Source organism: Mycobacterium sp. IDUB_3 (genome assembly GCF_055419585.1).
Window position 1 is genome coordinate 70,224 of sequence record NZ_JBVAXZ010000003.1, and the last position, 14,219, is coordinate 84,442.

16 protein-coding genes are annotated in these 14,219 nt (G+C 66.7%); all 16 read right to left on the reverse strand.

The annotated features are described in order from the left end of the window. Positions 1-19: 19 nt before the first annotated feature. Positions 20-1,906 carry an NADH-quinone oxidoreductase subunit L gene (nuoL, locus tag ACZYVJ_RS25325; protein ID WP_463833965.1) on the reverse strand — a complete coding sequence of 629 codons (1,887 nt, stop codon included), beginning with the start codon at positions 1,904-1,906 and terminating at the stop codon, positions 20-22. 10 nt (positions 1,907-1,916) lie between these two features. Continuing rightward, on the reverse strand, positions 1,917-2,216 hold the full coding sequence (gene nuoK / locus ACZYVJ_RS25330) for an NADH-quinone oxidoreductase subunit NuoK (protein ID WP_007772892.1): 300 nt from the start codon (positions 2,214-2,216) through the stop codon (positions 1,917-1,919). Then, positions 2,213-3,007, reverse strand: coding sequence for an NADH-quinone oxidoreductase subunit J (locus tag ACZYVJ_RS25335; protein WP_463834055.1), 795 nt, complete (start codon positions 3,005-3,007; stop codon positions 2,213-2,215). The genes nuoK and ACZYVJ_RS25335 overlap by 4 nt, the downstream gene beginning before the upstream one ends. 26 nt (positions 3,008-3,033) lie before the next feature. After that, a complete protein-coding gene (gene nuoI / locus ACZYVJ_RS25340; protein ID WP_463833966.1) occupies positions 3,034-3,579 on the reverse strand; it encodes an NADH-quinone oxidoreductase subunit NuoI in 546 nt (181 codons plus the stop codon). Continuing rightward, on the reverse strand, positions 3,572-4,843 hold the full coding sequence (gene nuoH / locus ACZYVJ_RS25345; RefSeq protein WP_463834056.1) for an NADH-quinone oxidoreductase subunit NuoH: 1,272 nt from the start codon (positions 4,841-4,843) through the stop codon (positions 3,572-3,574). Before nuoH ends, nuoI begins: the two co-directional genes overlap by 8 nt. 5 nt (positions 4,844-4,848) lie before the next feature. Beyond that, complete coding sequence (locus tag ACZYVJ_RS25350) at positions 4,849-7,263, reverse strand: NADH-quinone oxidoreductase subunit G (protein ID WP_463833967.1); 2,415 nt, start codon at positions 7,261-7,263, stop codon at positions 4,849-4,851. Between the two features lie 7 nt (positions 7,264-7,270). Continuing rightward, complete coding sequence (gene nuoF, locus ACZYVJ_RS25355; RefSeq protein WP_463833969.1) at positions 7,271-8,611, reverse strand: NADH-quinone oxidoreductase subunit NuoF; 1,341 nt, start codon at positions 8,609-8,611, stop codon at positions 7,271-7,273. Then, complete coding sequence (nuoE, locus tag ACZYVJ_RS25360) at positions 8,611-9,366, reverse strand: NADH-quinone oxidoreductase subunit NuoE (protein ID WP_463833971.1); 756 nt, start codon at positions 9,364-9,366, stop codon at positions 8,611-8,613. The genes nuoF and nuoE overlap by 1 nt, the downstream gene beginning before the upstream one ends. Further along, a complete protein-coding gene (gene nuoD, locus ACZYVJ_RS25365; protein ID WP_463833972.1) occupies positions 9,363-10,688 on the reverse strand; it encodes an NADH dehydrogenase (quinone) subunit D in 1,326 nt (441 codons plus the stop codon). Before nuoD ends, nuoE begins: the two co-directional genes overlap by 4 nt. After that, complete coding sequence (locus ACZYVJ_RS25370) at positions 10,688-11,395, reverse strand: NADH-quinone oxidoreductase subunit C (RefSeq protein ID WP_463833974.1); 708 nt, start codon at positions 11,393-11,395, stop codon at positions 10,688-10,690. Before ACZYVJ_RS25370 ends, nuoD begins: the two co-directional genes overlap by 1 nt. Beyond that, positions 11,392-11,946, reverse strand: coding sequence for a NuoB/complex I 20 kDa subunit family protein (locus ACZYVJ_RS25375; RefSeq protein ID WP_463833975.1), 555 nt, complete (start codon positions 11,944-11,946; stop codon positions 11,392-11,394). Before ACZYVJ_RS25375 ends, ACZYVJ_RS25370 begins: the two co-directional genes overlap by 4 nt. Positions 11,947-11,954: 8 nt before the next feature. Further along, complete coding sequence (locus ACZYVJ_RS25380) at positions 11,955-12,332, reverse strand: NADH-quinone oxidoreductase subunit A (RefSeq protein WP_007772880.1); 378 nt, start codon at positions 12,330-12,332, stop codon at positions 11,955-11,957. 239 nt (positions 12,333-12,571) lie between these two features. Continuing rightward, the gene (locus tag ACZYVJ_RS25385) at positions 12,572-12,733 is read right to left on the reverse strand and encodes a hypothetical protein (protein WP_463833976.1); all 162 of its coding nucleotides are present in this window, start codon (positions 12,731-12,733) and stop codon (positions 12,572-12,574) included. A gap of 39 nt (positions 12,734-12,772) precedes the next feature. Further along, entirely contained in the window at positions 12,773-13,186 is a 414-nt protein-coding gene (locus tag ACZYVJ_RS25390) for an Rv3143 family two-component system response regulator (RefSeq protein WP_463833977.1), read from the reverse strand. Between the two features lie 54 nt (positions 13,187-13,240). Further along, positions 13,241-13,777 carry a YceI family protein gene (locus tag ACZYVJ_RS25395; protein WP_463833978.1) on the reverse strand — a complete coding sequence of 179 codons (537 nt, stop codon included), beginning with the start codon at positions 13,775-13,777 and terminating at the stop codon, positions 13,241-13,243. Positions 13,778-13,810: 33 nt separating this feature from the next. After that, positions 13,811-14,212, reverse strand: a complete 402-nt coding sequence (locus tag ACZYVJ_RS25400) for a nuclear transport factor 2 family protein (RefSeq protein WP_463833979.1) — start codon at positions 14,210-14,212, stop codon at positions 13,811-13,813. Between the last annotated feature and the right edge of the window lie 7 nt (positions 14,213-14,219).

Consider the following 14,219-nt stretch of genomic DNA (forward strand, 5'->3'; position numbering starts at 1 on the left):
TTCATCTCTCGGTCGCGAATCACCACAGCCGCACCGCCAGGATCAGCGCGATCACCAGGACCGCGCCCGTCAGCATCGACAATGCATAGTTGCGGGCGAAGCCGGTTTGCAGTCCCCGCAGCCGATTTGACGTCGAACTCACCAGCGCCGCCAGCGCGTTGACCGAGCCGTCGACACCCGCGTTGTCGACGTCGACGAGCGCGTGGGTCAGCTGCGCGCCCGGGCGCATGAAGACCTCCTCGTTGAACGCGTCGCTGTAGAAGTCTTTGCGCACCGCCGTCGTCAGCGCCGAGACGGCGACCGGTGCCACCCGGGGGATCGGGGTCCTCGCATACAACCGGTAGGCCACCGCGATGCCGATGGCCACGACACCCAGCGCCAGCGCGGAGTTGACCCAGACCGGGAACGCGTGGGTGACTTCCTCGTGCTTTCCGACGACCGGCTCGAGCCAGCGCTGCAGGGTGCCGCCCACCGCCAGCAGGCCACCGGAGAACACCGAGCCGACGGCGAGCAGAATCATCGGCCACGTCATCAGGCTGGGCGCCTCGTGCGGGTGGGCGCCGGGACCCCAGCGCTTCTTGCCGAAGAAGGTCATCAGCATCACGCGCGTCATGTAGAACGCGGTGACGCCGGCGCCCAGCAGCGCGGCGCCACCCAGCAGGTAACCCTGGATGCCGCCCGAGGCCAGCGCCGCCTCGATGATGGCGTCCTTGGAGAAGTAGCCCGCGAAGGGCGGCACGCCGATGATCGCCAGGTAACCCAGGCCGAAGGTGACGAACGTAATGGGCAGCGCCGCACGCAAACCGCCGTAGCGGCGCATGTCCTGCTCTTCGTGCATCGCGTGGATCACCGCGCCGGAGCCGAGGAACAAACCGGCCTTGAAGAAACCGTGGGTGAGCAGGTGCATGATCGCGAACGCGTAGCCCGCCGGCCCGAGGCCCGCCGCCAGCACCATGTAGCCGATCTGGCTCATCGTCGACGCCGCCAGCGCCCGCTTGATGTCGTCCTTGGCGCAGCCGATGAACGCCCCGAGCAGCAGCGTGACCGCACCCACGATGACCACGGCCAGCCGTGCGTCGCTGGACAGGTTGTACAGCGGATTCGACCGCACGATCAGATACACGCCGGCCGTCACCATGGTGGCGGCGTGGATCAGCGCGGACACCGGGGTGGGGCCCTCCATCGCGTCACCCAGCCAGGCCTGCAGCGGGACCTGGGCGGACTTGGCGCAGGCGCCCAGCAGCAACAGCAGTCCCATGGCGGTCAGCGCACCGTGACCGGCGGCGGGCGCGCCGGCGAACACCCCGGCGTACGACAGAGTGCCGAAAGTGCTGAACATCAAGAACATTCCCAGGGCCAGCCCGGCGTCGCCGACCCGGTTCATCACGAAGGCCTTCTTGGCAGCCGTGGCCGCCGTCGGCTTGTGGTACCAGAACCCGATCAGCAGGTAGGACGCCAGGCCGACGCCCTCCCAGCCGACATAGAGCACCACGTAGTTGTCGGCGACGACCAGCAGCAGCATCGACGCCAGGAACAGGTTGAGGTAGCCGAAAAACCTTCGGCGGTCCAAGTCTTCGGCCATGTACGCAACCGAATAGATGTGGATCAGTGACCCGACTCCGGAGATCAGCAGTACGAAACACACCGACAGCTGGTCGATTTGCAGCCCGAGGTCGACCTGGAGCTGGCCGACCGGAATCCAGCTGAACACCTTCTGGTGGATGACGCGGTCGTCGGCCGCGCGGCCGAGCAGCTCCGAGAGCAGGCTCAGGCCCACCCCGAACGCCGCGAGGGCGGTGGCGCAGCCCAGCCAATGCCCCCACCGGTCCGTGCGTCGCCCGCCGAACAGCAGGATTGCGGCGCCCGCCAGTGGCAGCGCGACCAGCAGCCAGGTGTATTGAGTCATGTTGGCGTCTTCAGCCTTTGAGTAGGTTCGCGTCGTCGACGGACGCCGATTTGCGGGTACGGAAGATGGTCATGATGATGGCCAGTCCGATGACCACCTCGCAGGCGGCGACCACCATCGTGAAGAACGCGATCATCTGCCCGTCCAGGTGGCCGTGCATCCGCGCGAACGTGACGAACGCGAGATTGACCGCGTTGAGCATCAGCTCCACGCACATGAACATCACGATGGCGTTGCGGCGCAACAACACACCGGAGGCCCCGATGGTGAACAGCAGCGCCGAAAGGTACAGGTAATTGGCCGGATTCACGACGTACCGCCTTGGGAGAGAGTCGGGCTCGGCTCCGGGGAGTGCGACGGCGTCTTCTTGCCGTCGGCGCCGCGGCTTTGCAGCATCGGCGAGACTGAGAGCTTCGAGTACGAGCCGTCCGGCAGCATCGCGGCCACGTCGACGGCATTGTGGCGTGCGTACACACCGGGGCTCGGCATCGGGGTGGGGTGCCCGCCCGACCGGAACCGTTCCTGCGAGAGCTCGCGCTGCGTCTTGCGGCGCTCGAATCGCTCGCGGTGCGCCAGCACCATCGCGCCGACGGCCGCGGTGATCAGCAGCGCGCTGGTGAGCTCGAACGCCCACAGGTATCGCGAAAAGATCAGCGCCGCCAGTCCTTCCACGTTGCCGTTGGCGTTGGCGGTGGTCAGGCCGGCGAAGCCGCCGGTGGTCACGTTGCCGATGGCGGCGATCAGCAGGATGCCGAACCCGATGCCGGCGGCCACCCCGGCGATGCGCTGACCGCGCAGCGTCTCCTTGAGCGATTCCGCGGAGTCCACACCGATGAGCATCAGCACGAACAAGAACAGCATCATCACCGCGCCGGTGTAGACCACGACTTGAACCACACCCAGAAACAGCGCGTCCTGGATCATGTAGAAGACCGCCAGGATGATCATGGTCATCGCCAGGAACATCGCCGAGTAGACGGCGTTGACGGCGGTGACCACCCCGATCGCGCCGATCACGGCCAGCACGCCCAGCACCCAGAAGGCGACCGCTTCGCCGGTGGAGGTGCGCACGATGGTGTCCTGCGCAAAACTCGACGCCACGGCGACGGCGTGGCCGGCCAATCCGGTCACCGGGAGTCTCCGGCCTGCTCGGTCGGCCGCAACCCGTGTGCGGTCACATTGCCTTGGTAATAGTCCTTGTCGGTGGCGCCTTCGGTCCTGGGGTGCGGCGGCGCCAGCATGTCCTGCAGCAGCGGCGCCAGCAACCGGTCCTTCTCGTAGATCAGGTCCGCGCGGTTGTCGTCGGCCATCTCGTAGTCATTGGTCATCGTCAGCGCCCGGGTGGGGCACGCCTCGATGCACAGTCCGCAACCGATGCACCGCAGATAGTTGATCTGGTAGACCCGCCCGTAGCGTTCCCCGGGCGAATACCTGAGTTCCTCGGTGTTGTCCGCGCCCTCGACGTAGATCGCGTCGGCCGGGCATGCCCAGGCGCACAATTCGCAGCCGATGCACTTCTCCAGACCATCCGGGTAGCGGTTCAGCTGGTGACGGCCGTGGTAGCGCGGCATGACGGGGCCCGGCTTTTCCGGGTACTCCTCGGTGACATTCCTTTTGAACATCGACCCGAAGGTCACGCCGAATCCGGCCACGGCGTCCAAGAATTTAGCCACGTGCTTTCTCCTTGCTCGCCGCCGCCAGGGATTTCTGGGCCGTCGATGGCAGCGGCGGTGTCGGGAATACGGGTGTGGAGTCGAGTGCGGCCGGCAGCTTCTTCGCGTCGCGGCGCAGCTGTTTCTCCAGCGCGCGAATACCCGGCGCGCTGAACGGCTTTCGCAGCAACAGCACGAGCGCGGTGGCGAACACGACGCTGCTGACCACCAGGATCGGGGTCCAGTGCTGATAGCCCTGGTTCTGCAGCGTGCGGATGACGGCGGCGATCAGCACCCAGACCAGCGAGGCGGGGATCAGCAGTTTCCAGCCCAGCCCCATGAACTGGTCGTAACGCAGCCGCGGCAGCGAAGCCCGCAGCCAGAAGTAGACGAACAGGAAGGTCCACATCTTCGCGGTGAACCAGAGCACCGGCCACCAGCCGGTGTTGGCGCCGGCCCACATGTTCAGCGGCCACGGCGCATGCCAGCCGCCGAAGAACAAGGCGGTGGCCAGCGACGAAACCGTCATCATGTTGACGTACTCGGCCAGCATGAACATCGCGAACTTCAGCGACGAGTACTCGGTGTGGAATCCGGCGACCAGCTCACCCTCGGCCTCGGGCAAATCGAAAGGCGCCCGGTTGGTTTCACCGACCATCGAGATGAGGTAGATGACGAACGACGGCAGCAGCAGGAACACGTACCAGACCCGGTCCTGCGCGGCGACGATCTGCGATGTCGACATGGAGCCGGCGTAGAGGAAGACCGCGGCGAACGACAACCCCATCGCGACCTCGTAGGAGATGACCTGGGCGGTGGAGCGCACCCCGCCCAGCAGCGGGTAGGTGGACCCGGAAGCCCAACCGCCCAGCACGATTCCGTACACGCCGATCGCCGACAGCCCGAGGATGAACAGCACCGCGACCGGCAGGTCGGTCAGCTGTAGCGGCGTGCGGTGGCCGAACACCGACACCACCGGACCGAACGGGATGAACGCGAAGGCGGTGAACGCCGGAATCGTGGAGATGACCGGCGCCGCGAAGTAGACGAACTTGTCGACCCCACCCGGGGTGATGGTTTCCTTGAGCGCCAACTTGATTCCGTCGGCCAGGCTCTGCAGCACACCCCACGGCCCCGCCCGGTTGGGCCCGGGCCGCAGCTGCATCCAGCCGAGGATCTTGCGTTCGAGCAGAATCGCCACCAGCACGTTCAGCATGAGGAACACGAAGATCGCCAGCGCCTTGCCTAGCACCAGCCACCAGGTGTCGTGCCCGAATGCGGTCAGCCCGGTCATTTCCCAACTCCGATCTTGACTGTGCTCCCAGCCGATACGCCGAGTTGGCGATGCACCGCCGAGCCGGGCGAGTTCACCGGAAGCCACACGACCCGGTCGGGCATGTCGGTGATCACCAGCGGCAGGCTGACGGATCCGTGTGAGGTGCTGACCGTGACCTCGTCGCCGTCGGCGGCGCCGATCTCGGCGGCCGTATCGGCGGACAGCCGGGCGACGGGTTTGCGGGCGGTGCCCGCCAGATGCGGCTCGCCGTCCTGCATCCGGCCGTTGTCCAGCAACATCCGCCAGCCGGCCAATACCGCCTCTCCCGCGGCAGGTTCGGCGGGGTCGGGGGCCGCGACGTCCGGGTTCGCCGCGCGCTTGCCGTCCCAGTGCCGCAGCGCGGCCAGTTCTTCGCGGGCCGTGCCGACGGTGGACATGCCCAGATATACGCCCAGCTCGTCGGCCAGCGTGTCGAGCACCTGATGGTCGGATTGGCTGGCCTGCTGGGTGTTGCGCAGCGCGGCTTCGAACGGCCGGAAGCGGCCCTCCCAGTTGACGAATGCGCCGGCCTTCTGCGTCGTCGGCGCGACCGGGAAGACGACGTCGGCACGTTCGGTGACGGCGCTGTGCCGCGGCTCCAGGCTGACCACGAAGTCGACGCCGTCCAGTGCCGCCAGCACCGCTTGCGGGTCGGTGAAATCATCGGGCTCGACACCGCCCACCAGCAGCGCGCCCAGCGTGCCGTCGGTGGCGGCGGCCAGCATTGCGTCGGCGTCGCGTCCTCTGCCGGAAGGCAATTCGGACACGTTCCACGCCTGAGCAACCTGCGCTCGGGCGGTCTCGTCGTCGACCGGACGGCCACCGGGCAGCAGCCCCGGCAGCGCACCGGCCTCCAGCGCGCCGCGCTCACCGGCCCGGCGCGGCACCCAGGCCAGACGGGCGCCGGTGGTGTCGGCGAGCCGGGCCGCCGCCGACAATCCGCCCGGCACCGTGGCCAGACGTTCGCCGACCATGATGACCGCGCCCGCGGTGGAGAGCAGATCGCCCACTTCGCCGGTGGCCAACCCGTCGAGCGCCGAAGGCTCAGCGCCCGGAATGGTTTTGATCAGCCGGCCGGACATCTTGGTCAGCGCGCGGGTGGCGAACGGCGCGATGGCGTAGACCGGCAACCCGTGCTTGCGGGCCGCCTTGCGTAACCGCAGGAAGACGATGGGCGACTCGTCCTCCGGCTCGAATCCGACCAGCACGACGACCGGCGCCGATTCCAGGTCGGCGTAGCTGACGGTGATCGGCTTGCCGGCGATACGGGCGGCGAGGAAGTCGGCCTCCTCGGCCGAGCTCGGCCGGGCGCGGAAGTCAATATCGTTGCTGTCCAGCACGATTCGCGCAAACTTGGAATAGGCGTAGGCGTCCTCCAAGGTCGCCCGGCCGCCGACCAGCACACCCGCGCGGCCACGCGCCGCTTCGAGGCCCGTCGTCGCGACGGCGATCGCGTGCGACCACGAAGCCGGTTGCAGCGAGCCGTCGGCGTCGCGGATCAGGGGAGTGGTGAGCACATCGGCCTGGGTTGCGTAGGTGAACGCCCACCGACCCTTGTCGCAGTTCCACTCCTCGTTGACTTCGGGGTCGTCGCCGGCCAGTCGCCGCAGCACCTTGCCGCGCCGGTGGTCGGTGCGCTGCGCGCACCCGGAAGCGCAGTGCTCGCAGACGCTCGGGCTGGAGACCAAGTCGAACGGGCGGGCCCGGAACCGGTACGAGGACCCGGTCAGCGCGCCCACCGGGCAGATTTGCACGGTGTTGCCCGAGAAGTAGGAGTCGAACGGTTCGTCGGCGTAGATGCCGACCTGCTGCAGGGCGCCCCGTTCCTGCATGTCGATGAAGATGTCGCCGGCGATCTGCTCGGAGAAGCGGGTGCAGCGCGCGCAGAGGATGCAGCGCTCCCTGTCCAGCAGCACCTGCGAGGAGATGTTGATCGGCTTGGCAAAGGTGCGCTTGACGTCGGTGAAGCGAGAATCGCTGCGGCCGTTGGACATCGCCTGGTTCTGCAGCGGGCATTCGCCGCCCTTGTCGCACATCGGGCAGTCCAGCGGGTGGTTGATGAGCAGCAATTCCATCACGCCGTGCTGGGCCTTGTCGGCGGCCTCCGAGGTGAGCTGGGTGCGCACCACCATGTCATCGGTGGCCACCGTGGTGCACGAGGCCATCGGCTTGCGCTGGCCTTCGACCTCGACCAGGCACTGCCGGCACGCGCCGACCGGTTCCAGCAGCGGGTGATCGCAGAACCGGGGGATCTGGATGCCCATCAATTCGGCGGCCCGGATCACCAGAGTTCCCTTGGGAACGCTGATTTCGTTGCCGTCGATGGTCAGCGTCACCATGTCCGGCGGCGTTACCTCGTCGCCCGTCTGGGTCTTGGCCGCACTAGTCATGAGGGCGTCAAGCCTTCCCGTTAGCCGTCAGCATGGAGTCTCGTGGATCGAAGGGGCATCCGCCGCCCTCGACGTGCGCGACGTATTCGTCGCGGAAGAACTTGATCGACGACATCACCGGGCTGGCCGCGCCATCGCCCAACGCGCAGAACGACTTTCCGAGAATGGTGTCGGAGATGTCCAGCAGCTTCTGGATGTCCTCGTCGGTGCCCTTGCCGGTTTCCAGCCGCTCGTAGATCTGGTCGAGCCAGAAGGTGCCCTCGCGGCACGGCGTGCACTTTCCGCACGACTCGTGCTTGTAGAAGTAGGTCCAGCGCCGCACGGCACGCACCACGCAGGTGGTCTCGTCGAAGATCTCCAGCGCCTTGGTGCCCAGCATCGAGCCGACGCCGCCGACGCCCTCGTAGTCCAGCGGCACGTCGAGGTGCTCGTCGGTCAGCAGTGGGGTCGACGAGCCGCCGGGTGTCCAGAACTTGAGCCGATGTCCGGCCCGCACACCGCCGGCGTAGGCGAGCAACTCCCGCAACGTGATTCCCAGCGGCGCCTCGTACTGGCCGGGCCGGGCGACGTGGCCGGACAGGGAATACAACGTGAAGCCAGGGGATTTCTCGCTGCCCATCGAGCGGAACCAGTCCACGCCATTACCGATGATCGACGGCACGCTCGCGATGGTCTCGACGTTGTTGATTACCGTGGGGCAGCCGTACAGCCCGGCCACGGCGGGGAAGGGCGGGCGCAGCCGCGGCTGGCCGCGCCGGCCTTCCAACGAGTCCAGCAGCGCGGTTTCCTCACCGCAGATGTAGGCGCCGGCACCGGCGTGCACCACCAGCTCGAGGTCGAAGCCCGAGCCGTTGATGTCGCGGCCCAGGTAGCCGGCGGCGTAGGCCTCGGCCACCGCGTTCTGCAGGCGGCGCAACACCGGCAGCACCTCCCCGCGCACGTAGATGAACGCGTGGCTGGCGCGGATTGCGTACGCGGCGATGATGACGCCCTCGACCAGGATGTGCGGTGTGGCCAGCATCAGCGGAATGTCTTTGCACGTACCGGGTTCCGACTCGTCGGCGTTGACCACCAGGTAATGCGGTTTGGCGGCCGCGCCGGTGTCGCCTTGCGGGATGAACGACCACTTGGTGCCGGTCGAGAATCCCGCGCCGCCGCGCCCGCGCAGCCCGGAGTCCTTCACCACCCCGATCACCGCGTCGGGCTCCATCGCCAGCGCCTTCTTCATCGCCTCGTAGCCGCCGTGGCGGTGGTAGGTCTCGAGGGTCCACGACTCGGGGTCATCCCAGAAGCGACTGATGACCGGAGTCAGCGGCGTCGCCTGTGAGGTGTCAGAAGTCGTTGTCATTACTGGCCTTCCGGCCCGTCGGGCGCCTGCATGCCGTGTTCCTTGGCCACCTTCAGGCCGGCCAGGGTCGCCGCGCCGGCGCCACCCTGCCCCTGGTCGGGGCGTTCGTCGGGCAGGCCGGCCAGGATGCGCGACGTCTCGCGGAAGGCGCACAGGGGGGCGCCGCGAGTGGGCGGCTGGGGTTCGCCCGAACGCAGCGAGTCGACGAGTTCGCGCGCGGACTCCGGCGTCTGGTTGTCGTAGAACTCCCAGTTCACCATCACCACCGGTGCGTAATCGCAGGCGGCGTTGCACTCGATGTGCTGCAGAGTGACCGAGCCGTCGGCGGTGGTCTCGTCGTTGCCGACGCCCAGGTGTTCTTTGAGGGAGTCGAAGATCGCGTCGCCACCCATGATGGCGCACAACGTGTTTGTGCAGACGCCCACCAGGTAATCGCCGGTCGGGCCGCGGCGGTACATGGTGTAGAAGCTCGCCACCGCGGACACCTCGGCCCCCGTGAGTCCCAGCTGCTCACCGCAGAACTCCAGGCCGGCCGGCGTCAGGTAGGAGTCCTCGGATTGCACCAGGTGCAGCAACGGCAACAGCGCCGAACGTTTGCTGGGGTAGCGGCCGATGATCTCCTTGGCGTCGACCTCCAGCCGGGCCCGCACCTCGGGCGGATACGTCTTGGGCGCGCCCTCGACGACGAACGCGTTGGGCTCTTCGGGGGGCGGGCCGAGCCGGATGAAGACCGGTTGGCCCTGCGGCCCGGTCACCGGTCCACCCCGCCCATGACCGGGTCGATGCTGGCGACCGCGGTGATCAGGTCGGCGACCATGCCGCCTTCGCACATCGCCGCCACCGACTGCAGATTCGTGAACGAGGGGTCTCGGTAGTGCACCCGGTAGGGCCGGGTGCCGCCGTCGCTGACCATGTGCACACCCAGCTCACCGCGCGGCGATTCGACCGCCGTGTAGACCTGGCCGGCGGGAACCCTGATGCCCTCGGTGACCAGTTTGAAGTGGTGGATCAACGCCTCCATCGAGCCGCCCATGATCTTGGCGATGTGCTCCGGTGAGTTGCCCATGCCGTCGGGGCCCACCTTCAAGTCGGCCGGCCAGGCGATCTTGCGGTCCTCGACCATGGTGGGGCCCGGCTTCAGCTTGTCCAGACACTGCTCGACGATCTTGATCGACTCCCACATCTCGTTGACACGAATCATGTAGCGCCCGTAAGCATCACACGTGTCTTCGGTGATTACGTCGAATTCGTAGTTTTGGTATCCGCAGTACGGTTCGCTCTTGCGCAGATCGTGGGGCAACCCGGTGGCGCGCAGGATGGGGCCGGTGATGCCCAGCGCCATGCAGCCGGTCAGATCCAGGTATCCGACGTCTTGGGTGCGGGCCTTCCAGATGGCGTTCTCGTTGAGCAGGCCGCCCATTTCGCGCAGCACCTGTTTGAGTCCCTTGAGGCCCTCGACTATTTCGGCCTCCGCGTTGGGCGGCAGGTCCTGCGCCACGCCGCCGGGCCGGACGTAGGCGCTGTTCATCCGCAGGCCGGTGATCGATTCGAACAGGGTCAGCACGATCTCGCGTCCCCGGAATCCGACGAACATCGGGGTCATGGCGCCCAGTTCCATGCCGCCGGTCGCCAGTGCCACCAGATGCGACGAGATCCGGTTGAGCTCCATCATCATCACCCGGATGACGTTGACCCGCTCCGGAATCTGATCGGTGATGCCGAGCAGCTTCTCCACACCCAGGCAGTAGGCCGTCTCGTTGAAAAACGGTGCGAGGTAATCCATCCGGGTCACGAATGTGACACCCTGGGTCCAGTAGCGGTATTCCAGGTTCTTCTCGATGCCGGTGTGTAGATACCCGATGCCGCACCGAACGTCGGTGACCGTCTCGCCCTCGATCTCCAGGATCAGCCGCAACACCCCGTGCGTGGACGGATGCTGTGGCCCCATGTTGACGACGATGCGTTCGCCGGGATCGACCAAGCGGGCGGCCTCGACGACCTTGTCCCAGTCCTGGCCGCCGGCGACCACGAAGGTCTCGCCGGCGCCGTCGTGCGTCGATTCAGTGGTGGTGCTCATCAGTTGTACGCTCTCCGCTCGTCGGGCGGGGGTATCTGTGCGCCTTTGTATTCGACCGGAATCCCGCCGAGGGGGTAGTCCTTGCGCTGGGGATGCCCGTGCCAGTCGTCGGGCATTTCGATGCGGGTCAGCGACGGGTGCCCGTCGAAGATGATCCCGAAGAAGTCGTAGGTCTCCCGCTCGTGCCAGTCGGTGGTCGGATAGATCCGGAACAGCGAGGGGATGTGCGGATCACCGTCGGGCGCAGACACTTCCAGGCGGACGCGGCGATTGTGCGTGATCGACTGCAACGGATACACCGCGTGCAGTTCGCGTCCCGTCTCGTGCGGGTAGTGCACCCCGCTGACGCCCAGGCACATTTCGAAGCGCAGCTGCGGGTCGTCACGCAGTCGGTGAGCCACCTGTTCCAGCGCGTCACGCCGGACGTGCAATGTCAGTTCGTCGCGGTACACCACGACTTTTTCGATGGCGTCGGTGAATTCGACGTTCGCCTGGCTCAACGCCGCGGCCAGTCCGTCGACCACCTCGTCGAAATAGCCGCCGTAGGGCCGCGGGCTGCTGCCCGGCAGCAGGACCTCGCGCACCAGCCGTCCATAACCGGACGTGTCACCCGTGCCCTTGGCGCCGAACATGCCACGGCGCACGTCGATGACTTCTTCGTCGGCGCTGCTGATTGCTTCTTTGGGATCTTGATCCGGTGAGCTCATCGCAGCAGTCCGCGCATCTCGATCGTGGGCCGGGCCGACAGCGCCGCCTGCTCGGCTTCGGCGATGGCGGTGTCCCGGTTGACGCCCAGCGGCATCTCCTGAATCTTCTCGTGCAGCTTCAGGATTGCGTACAACAGCATCTCCGGTCGCGGCGGGCAGCCGGGAAGGTAGATGTCCACCGGGACCACGTGATCGACGCCCTGCACGACCGCGTAGTTGTTGAACATCCCGCCGGATGACGCGCACACGCCCATGGCCAGCACCCATTTCGGCTCGGCCATCTGGTCGTAGATCTGTCGCAGCACGGGGGCCATCTTCTGGCTGACCCGCCCGGCGACGATCATCAGATCGGCCTGCCGGGGGGTGGCGGAGAATCGCTCCATCCCGAACCGCGCGATGTCGAATCTTGGCCCGGCCGTTGCCATCATCTCGATGGCGCAGCAGGCCAACCCGAAGGTCGCCGGCCACAGTGAGTTCTTGCGGACGTAGCCCGCGACCTTCTCGACTGTGGACAGCAGGATTCCACCGGGCAGCTGTTCCTCAAGACCCACGTCTTACCTCAATCCCACGTCAGGCCGCCGCGGCGCCACACATAGGCGTAGGCCACGAAAACCGTCAGCATGAAAATCACCATTTCGACCAGTGCGAACGTGCCCAGCGCGTCATAGCTGACCGCCCACGGGTACAGGAACACGATTTCGATGTCGAAGACGATGAACAGCATCGCGGTGAGGTAGTACTTCACCGGAAAGCGCTGCCCGGCTGTCGCATGCGGGCCGCTCACCGATGTCTCGGTGGGTTCGATTCCGCACTCGTAGGCCGACATCTTCGACTTGTTGAAACGTGACGGGCCGGCCAGGCTCGCGATCGCCACCGAGCCCACGGCAAAGGCGGTGGCGATGGCGCCTAGCACCAGGATGGGTATGTAGACGTTCAACTCGCTCCATGATCCGTCGTACGAGCCGCCTGCAGCGGCCAGGCGGTAACCGGGCTGCTGTGACGAACTGGGTCGCAAGCCCGCCACAGTGATTTACAACATAGCGTCGCGGCGTGCGGCGCGCTTGCCCGGGGTGGGCGTTTTGCAGTATCGGCGGTGCCATGTCGCGCTGTGCTGCGCAAACTCGATAGCCGGTGCAACCAACGCTCACCGACGGACGGGATCCGCCCCGCCGGTCGCTAGATCAGCACCAGCAAAGGCGCGGCCGCGCCGATCGCTGCGGCGCCAAAGATCAGCGACGTCGGCAGGGCGGATGGCTCGTCGTCAGCAACGTCGCGACTGGCGACGGTCGCCGTGGCGGCGGCGGCCGAATTGGTCAGGACTGCCGCATTCGGCGGCAAAGAGTCAACGGCCGCGGCGAAGGCGCGCCGTGGAATGAATCAGCGAACCGGGGCTCGCAGCAGGCTGAGCACCGTGCGGCCCAGCAGGATGGGGTCGATGGGATGCGGCACCGCGCCCTCGGCGCGCGACCAGGAGGCTAACCACGCATCGTCGGGCCGTCCGGTCAGCACGACCAGAGGTGGGCAGGTCTCGAGTTCGTCTTTGAGCTGCTTTGCGATTCCCATGCCGCCGGTCGGGGTGGCCTCGCCGTCCAGGATGGCCAGATCGATGCCGCCCTTGTCCATCGTCGCCACCACCATGGGCCCGGTCGCCACCTCGACGTAGCTCAGTTCGGGCAGATCGGGATGCAGCTGCGTGCCCAGCGCCCGCATCACCCGTTCGCGGGTTTGGGCGTTGCTGCTGTAGACGAGGATCCGCAGGGCCACGCTGGATTGGGGGGTGGAGTCGGGCACGGTGCAGATGCTACTGGTGTCGCACCGGGTTCAGCGGGGTGCCCGCGGAAATCCTTATTGCGATACCCGCACGAAGATGGCGTCAGCCGCGACCGTTGCCGTCGAGCTCACCATGCCGAGCCGGTTCCAACCCAGGTCGAACCGGTCCCGATCGAGCTTGGTTTCACCGGTGATTCGGATCGAGCCGTCGTCGAGCTCGGAGATCGTGACGGGTAGCTGCACCTCGGCGGTGACGCCCTTGATGGTGAATGTGGTCCGCAGGTCGGCGGCCTTGCCCTTGGTCGGCTGCACCGCCGTGACGACGACGCTGATCTCCGCGAAGCGGTCGACGTCGAAGAAGTCGGCCGAGCGAAGGTGTTTGTCGCGACGGCCGATGCCGGTGTCCAGCGAGGCGGTCCGGATGTCCACGCGGCCGAAAACCCCTCCCTTGTCGGTCAGTTGGCCGTCGCCGGCGAAGTCGGTGAAGCGGCCCTTGACGTTCACCAGGCCCCACATGTTTCTGATCTTGAAAGTGATGGCCGAGCGATCCCGGGCCAGGTTCCACACGCCGGCCATGTCGGGATCGTGAAGCAGTGTCTCCAAAGTCGTCATCGTCACCCCCAATGTGTCGTGGCGAATCTAGCGCTAGTTCATCAGCGGCGCGATTCCGGCGGGGTCGAAATATTCGTCGATCCGCTTGATCAGGCCGTCCGTGCCCACCCGGATCACGATGCAGACCCGCAGCGAGATTGATTGCCCGGCATGCCCGGTGGCGTGCAGGATGTGCTGCTGAACGAAGCCCCGGGCGGATCCGTCATCGAAGAGCTGCCGGTCCAGAATCTCGTAGTGACGCTGCGTGGTCGCGCCGATGAACCAATCGATGACCCGCATCGCGCGGGCCTTGTCGTCGTCGCGCCGCGAGCCGACACGCCACACCGCGATGTCGTTGCTCCACATCGCGTCAACCGCGGCGACGTCGCTTCGCTCGATCGCCGTGAACAGGCGGTTGGCCGCATCGATGACCGTCTCGGTGCTGGAAGCGGGCATGTCTGGC